This window comes from Pontibacterium sp. (assembly GCF_964228735.1).
Lineage (GTDB): Bacteria > Pseudomonadota > Gammaproteobacteria > Pseudomonadales > Balneatricaceae > Pontibacterium.
The window spans coordinates 26362-33371 of record NZ_CAXRBQ010000132.1 but is presented as its reverse complement, the minus strand read 5'-3'; the positions used below and the strand labels follow the sequence as shown (position 1 = coordinate 33371).

4 protein-coding genes are annotated in these 7010 nt (G+C 54.1%); 1 reads left to right on the top strand and 3 read right to left on the bottom strand.

The window, feature by feature from the left end:
* Nucleotides 1–187: 187 nt before the first annotated feature.
* The 3 genes from cysB to rluC form a co-directional block, all read right to left on the bottom strand.
* Complete coding sequence (cysB, locus tag ACEQ15_RS15065) at nt 188–1162, bottom strand: HTH-type transcriptional regulator CysB (RefSeq protein WP_370280046.1); 975 nt, start codon at nt 1160–1162, stop codon at nt 188–190.
* A gap of 97 nt (nt 1163–1259) precedes the next feature.
* Nucleotides 1260–2369, bottom strand: coding sequence for a hypothetical protein (locus ACEQ15_RS15060; protein ID WP_370280045.1), 1110 nt, complete (start codon nt 2367–2369; stop codon nt 1260–1262).
* 5 nt (nt 2370–2374) lie between these two features.
* Complete coding sequence (gene rluC / locus ACEQ15_RS15055; protein ID WP_370280044.1) at nt 2375–3349, bottom strand: 23S rRNA pseudouridine(955/2504/2580) synthase RluC; 975 nt, start codon at nt 3347–3349, stop codon at nt 2375–2377.
* A 586-nt stretch (nt 3350–3935) separates the two neighbouring features.
* On the opposite strand from rluC, the gene rne reads away from it, so the two are divergent.
* A complete protein-coding gene (rne, locus tag ACEQ15_RS15050) occupies nt 3936–6929 on the top strand; it encodes a ribonuclease E (protein WP_370280043.1) in 2994 nt (997 codons plus the stop codon).
* Nucleotides 6930–7010 lie beyond the last annotated feature (81 nt).

Here is a 7010-nt window from a genome sequence, read left to right as displayed (position 1 = left end):
CATCATGCGGGTACTTCAGGTGAGTTTATTTGAGCGAAAACCACTGGTTGAGCTATTAAATCCAGAGCCACCAGATAAGCAAAAAAGGGATCCTCAACTGAGGATCCCTTTATGATCAAAAACTATGGGACAGCAGTGGGCGTTATGCCTCCTTTTTAATTCGTCATCAGCTAAACCATAGCCGGGATTACAGGTCTGGTAGTTCCTGATCAACAAAGATCTCGTCGATCTCTGCGCGGTTGCTAGCCGCCTGAACCTGACGTACTACATCCGGGGTCAGGTGCGGTGCGAAACGCTCGATAAAGTCGTACATGTAACCACGCAGGAACGTGCCCTTGCGGAAACCGATCTTGGTGGTGCTGGACTCAAACAGGTGGCTTGCATCCAAGCATACCAGATCATCGTCAAAATCTTCTTCGTACGCCATGGTTGCGATGATACCCACACCAAGGCCAAGACGAACGTAGGTTTTGATGACGTCGGAGTCTACCGCAGTAAAAACCACTTTAGGATCGAGTCCCTCACGCTGGAAGGCATCGTCCAGTTTAGAACGGCCAGTAAAGCCAAATACGTAGGTAACGATTGGGTATTGAGCCAGTTCTTTCAACGTCAGCTTGGACACCTGCGCCAGCGGGTGATCCTTAGGCACAACCACGGAGCGATTCCAGCGATAACACGGCATCATGATCAGATCGCTGAAGTGCTGCAGCGCTTCGGTAGCAATCGCAAAATCCACGGTGCCATCCGCCGCCATCTCGGAGATCTGCATCGGCGTCCCCTGTTGCATGTGCAGAGACACATCCGGGTACTGCTGGATAAAGCCGTTGATCGTGGTCGGTAAAGCGTAACGTGCCTGCGTGTGCGTTGTTGCTACCGCGAGGCTTCCCTTCTTCTCGTCGCTAAACTCCTGCGCAACCTGCTTGATACTCTCAACTTTTTGCAGAATATCGCCTGCAACGTCCAGGATCGCCTGACCGGCAGGGGTTACACGCGTGAGATGCTTACCACTGCGGGCAAAAACCTCAACACCCAGCTCGTCTTCCAACAAACGGATCTGCTTACTGATGCCTGGCTGCGATGTATACAAACTCTGAGCTGTCGCCGACACGTTCAGATCATGTCGGGCAACCTCCCAAATGTAACGAAGCTGCTGCAGTTTCATACGTTACTCCCAAAGGAAAACAAAGCTTTTGGTAATTAACAGTGCGTTTATTATAACAGTCTAGAATAAATTAAACAGATTCGCGCGCCTGCCGCACTCAGTGAGCAGATGCCTTCAAGCGACGAATCTCTTCATCCAGACCGATCAATCGCTTCTCCAGAGTCGCATTACGGCCACGCAGGCGCACCATCTCGTCCTCACGCTCGTTCAGCTGGTTGCGAACCGCATTTTCACGACGGGAGGCCTCATTGCTGAGGGCCACTTTTTTCTGCTGGGCAACACGCAACTCTTCCTGCAGCTCCGCTACCTTCTCTTCCAATCGCTTGTTCTTGTTGGTTTCCGCCAACAACTGACTATTAAGTTTAGACAGATCTCGGTTGGTGCTGCCTTGATTTTGCTTAACTCCCTTCAGCTCCGACTCCAGGCTCTTGATCTGGGTGAAGTGGCTATCGATCTTCACATCACGCTTTGCCAGTTCTGCTTTCAAGTCATGGATCGACTTGGTCAGCGCAGATTCCTTCTTACCCGCCTCTTCACGCACCTTCTCCAGTGAGCTACGGTAGTAACGAACGTCCGCTTCAGACTTACTCACCGTTTCCAAGGCGTTACGCTGCTCATCCTTCAGACGCTGCTCGAAGGTGCGGCGTGCTTCGTCAATGGTACGACGTAGCTGCCCGATCTCGTGCTCCAGCTCAGACGCACGGTGTTCCTGATCCTTACGCTGTCCGGTTTCGGATTCCAGACTTGCCTTAAGCGCTTTCACTTCCGCTTCCAGTGCTTTGATCTGGATATCCGCACCCTGGTTACGCTCGATCTGAAGACGCAGTTTGTCTTCTACCTCATCCAGATTGTTACGGGAGCGGATCAGCTCCTCTTCGTGATGACGGCTCTGCTCCTCAACACCAGCGTTAGCACTGCGACGCTCCAGGCTAAAGCGGTCGTACGCCTCATTCAGCGCTTCGTTCCAGATACGGCTGAATGCGGAATTGATGGAATCCGGTACATCCTGAATACTGACCTCAACTGCGCGACTACCGCCACGCATGCGGCTGGCGATCAGAGCCCACCACGCTTCATACGGCTCTTTCACCTCATCAACGTCACATGACAATGCCTCTGCCATTGCATCCAGGGTTGGAATACCGCCTTCACCCATGATGCGCTCTGCAGCGTTAAAAAAAGTATCGTTGCTGATCATCTCAGACATCAAACTCAGCCTATCATTTTCAGTTGTTTATCCAGTGCATCCATTGCACCCAGAAGTTGTTTATCCAAAGGGGCTTTGATTACCATCCGGCCGCCGGACGGCAGTGGGATGCGCAGCTCAGCCGCATGCAGGAACAGACGTTTTATCCCCACTTCCTTCATGTGGCGATTGGTCTCATCCAGCCCGTACTTGTCGTCACCAATAATCGCATGGCCGGCAAACTGGCAGTGCACGCGGATCTGATGGGTACGACCGGTAATTGGACGTGCTTCCACCAACGTTGCAACCCGGCCTATACGGCGCAGAACTTTATATTCTGTCAGTGAGGCTTTACCGTCAGCCTGCACCCGCACCACACGCTCGCCCGATTTCAGCTCGTTTTTTCGTAGCGGCGCATCGATACGTTTTTTACGCTCTGACCAAGAACCATCGACCAAAGCGTTGTAAATTTTAGTGATTCGGCTCTTTTGCAGCGCTTCATGCATAAATTTCAAGGCACTGCGTTTTTTGGCGATCATGATACAACCGGAAGTATCGCGATCAAGACGGTGTACCAACTCCAGAAAACGACACTCAGGGCGAATCTGTCGGAACGCCTCAATCAATCCGAGACTCACGCCACTACCACCGTGCACAGCCAGCCCCGACGGCTTGTTCACCACAATCAGGTCCTTATCTTCATACAGTACTGAGTCTTCCAATGCGCGCTGAAGATTACCTGAAGGTTTAGGCGCTTCGTCACGCTCGGCCACACGAATTGGTGGAATACGCACCAGATCACCACCCTGCAGACGGTACTCGGGTTTCACGCGTTTTTTATTTACACGCAACTCGCCCTTGCGCAGGATGCGGTAGATGAGACTTTTTGGAACACCTTTTAGTTCGGTGCGAAGGAAATTATCGATCCGTTGTCCGTCGAAATCTTCCTCAATTTCAACGAACCTTACTGATGTGTTTGTACTACTGTTTTTTTCTGACATATGAATAGGATAGAGTCCACCGCGTCGAATTGATGCATAGGGTTATAGCTGCTATATTCTAGCGCTGCTGTGGACAATTGGCTTTATCTTTATGCAATCACTCGCCAATTCGCGAAAATTAACGCAGCGGGCGCTCCAAGCGCCGCTCCACAACAGCCGAAGAATTGCGATAACTATCGCATGTAGAAAGATTTTTTAATTCGGAACGTATTTCACCCACTGGCCTTGTGACAAGGTCCGGTCGGAGGTGGAGACGCACTTCAGCCAGGAACCTGCCCTTTAAAACGGCAGACACAGCAAACCAGAAGAATAACAGAGGCTGAAGTTTCCTCCACCGGTAGGCATAACCGCCGGTCGCCGTTTGCGACTGGGTGGTCACACAATATAAGACCCGCAGCGCAGCGCTTTTACAGAGCCTTCGCTGCGTAGGCCGTTGTGCGCGCGAGATATAGATCGTAACCAGCCCCATCCGGCTGCAGCGCTGATATGACCATGCCTTACAGGACAGGGCCGCGCCCTAAAGCGCCGCGAAGATCGCACGAATAGTGGGGTTTGAGATACGTTCCTAAAGAGAACGTTCAAACCAATGAAAAGAATGCTGATTAACGCAACTCAACCTGAAGAGTTGCGCGTAGCGCTGGTTGATGGCCAGCGCCTGTACGATCTGGATATTGAATCCGGATCCCGCGAGCAGAAAAAAGCCAACATCTATAAAGGCCGCATCACCCGCGTAGAACCTAGCCTGGAAGCAGCCTTTGTCGACTACGGTGCCGAGCGCCACGGCTTCCTGCCCCTGAAAGAAATCTCCCGCGAATACTTCTCCAAACAGCCAGAACGCGGTTCACGCCCAAACATCAAAGACGTTTTACGTGAAGGCACCGAAGTCATCGTTCAGGTCGACAAAGAGGAGCGCGGCAACAAAGGCGCTGCACTGACTACCTTTATCAGCCTGGCGGGCCGCTATCTGGTCCTGATGCCTAACAACCCACGTGCCGGCGGCATCTCCCGCCGCATCGAAGGCAGCGACCGCACCCAGCTGAAAGAAGCGCTGGACGGCGTTAAGATCCCTGAGAAGATGGGCATCATCGTTCGTACAGCCGGTATCGGCCGCTCCACCGAAGAACTGCAGTGGGACCTGGACTACCTGGCCACCCTGTGGAGTGCGATCAAAGAAGTTGAATCCCGCAAAGCACCTTTCCTGATCTATCAGGAAAGCAATGTGGTTATTCGTGCCATCCGCGACTACCTGCGCGCCGACATCGGTGAAGTACTGATCGACGACGAAGCGGTATACAACGACGCGAAAAACTTCGTTACTCAGGTAATGCCGTCCTACGAGCAGAAGATCAAGCACTACGCTGAGCAGACTCCGCTGTTCAACCGCTTCCAGATCGAAACTCAGATCGAAACAGCATTCCAGCGCGAAGTAAAACTGCCTTCCGGTGGTTCCATCGTGATCGATCCGACCGAAGCACTGGTATCCATCGACATCAACTCCGCGCGTGCGACCCGCGGTGGCGACATCGAAGAAACCGCCCTGAACACCAACTTGGAAGCCGCAGACGAGATCGCTCGCCAACTGCGCCTGCGTGATATCGGCGGCCTGATCGTGATCGACTTTATCGATATGACGCCGATCAAAAACCAGCGCGAAGTGGAAAACCGTCTGCGTGATGCCCTGAAACTGGACCGCGCCCGTGTACAGACCGGCCGTATATCCCGTTTTGGTCTGCTGGAAATGTCCCGTCAGCGCCTGCGCCCTTCCCTGGCGGAAAGCCGTGGCGTTGTATGTCCGCGCTGTAACGGCCAGGGCACCATCCGTGATACCGAATCGCTGGCGCTGTCCATCCTGCGCCTGATCGAAGAGGAATCCGCAAAAGACCGTACCGCGCAGATCCGTGCAATCCTGCCAGTCACCGTAGCGACCTTCCTGCTGAACGAAAAACGTCACGCGGTTCACGATGTAGAGCTGCGCCACAACGTACGTGTTGTGATCGTGCCGAATCCGAACATGGAAACGCCACACTACGAAGCTGTCCGCCTGCGCGATGATCACACTGTTGCTACGACCAACGATGCCAGCTACACCCTGCAGCCCGAGCCAGAAGAGCAACTGCCGGAAATCGAAGCCAGCACCAAGACCGTAGCGCCGCGTGAACAGGCTGCTGTACGCACCGTAGCACCAAAAACTCCGGCGCCACAGGAAGCACCAGCTCAGGAGGCTCCGGAAGCACCTGCAGCGGCTGCCCCAGCACAGCCTAGTACAGCTGCACCACAACAGAGCGGCTCCTTCTTCGGACGCCTGTTCCGCAGCCTGTTTGGCGGTGCTGAAGCAGCTAAGCCAGAAGCCAAAGCTGAACCGGCAACAGAAGCGAAACCTGAAAGCCGTGACACCCGCGAAAAACGCGAAGAACGCGGTGGCCGCAAGCAGAGCGGCAAGAAAGGCCGTCGCCGTGATGACCGCCGTCGCAGCAAAAAAGATAGCGACGAAATCATCACCATTCAGCCAGAACCGGATCAGCCTCTGGTAGCTGAAGAGAAGGAAAAGCCAAGCAAGTCCCGTCGCCGCCGCAAGAGCCGCAAAGACGGAGACGACCGCAAAGCTGCTGCAACCAAGGAGCAACGCAAAAGCAAAGCGGAAAGCGCTGAAACCCAGGAAGCGAAGTCCGAAGAGAAGAGCGAGGAGGCGCCACGCAACCCTCGCCGTCGCGGCCGTCGCCGTCGTGGTTCCGAGCGCACCGCTAAGCGCAGCAATGCCGAAGTTGCCGAGCAGTCCACTACCGATGCGGTAGCTGAAGCCGTGACAACCACAGCACCAGATAGCGCAGCAGTTGAAGCCAAAGCAACCGAAGCAGCAACTGCGACCGCTAAAGCTGAAGAGCCAAAAACTGCCGAAACCACTGCGCCTGTAGCAGATGACAAAGAGCAGACAGCATCTGAAGCCAAAGCGGAAGCTCAACCGACAGCAACCGAAAGCAAAGAAACCTCCGCTGAAAGCACCGCAGCTGAAGCCACTGTGGAAACCACGCCAGCGTCCGAACCTAGCAAGGCAGAGGAAACAGCACCGGTATCTGAAGAAGCTGAAGCAGCAGTAGAGCCTGTAGCAACCGAGGCACCGGCAGAGAAGGCTGCTGCAGAAGCGCCAGCAGAAGAAGCAGCGACGAAAGAAGCAGAGCCTGCAGAAGAGACTGAAGCCAAAGCGGAAGAAACAGCCGCTTCCGAGGCAAAAGCAGAACCTGAAGCAGAGGAAACTCCTGCCGAAGCGACAACTCCTGAAGCAGAAGCAGCGGCAGAAACTGAAGCAGAAGCACCTGAAAGCAGCCCTGCTGAAGAGAAAGCCGAAGCTGCACCTGCAGAAGAAGCCAGCGATGTAACCGCAGAGCCTTCTGAAGCAAAAGCAGAAGAGCCAAAAGCTGAAGCTGAGAAGACCGACGCAAGCGAAGAGCAAGCGGCTCCGCAAGAGGAAGCATCACCACGTCGTCGCCGTCGCGGATCCCGTGCGCCAAACGACCCTCGCGAAATCCGTCGTCGCCAGCAGGAAGCTGAAAAGGCAGCTAAAGCGGATCAGCAGGACAACTAAGCAACAATCTGTTCATCGCAGCACTTAACTGCTGCGATGAACAACAGACACAAAAAACCGCGCTAATGCGCGGTTTTTTAT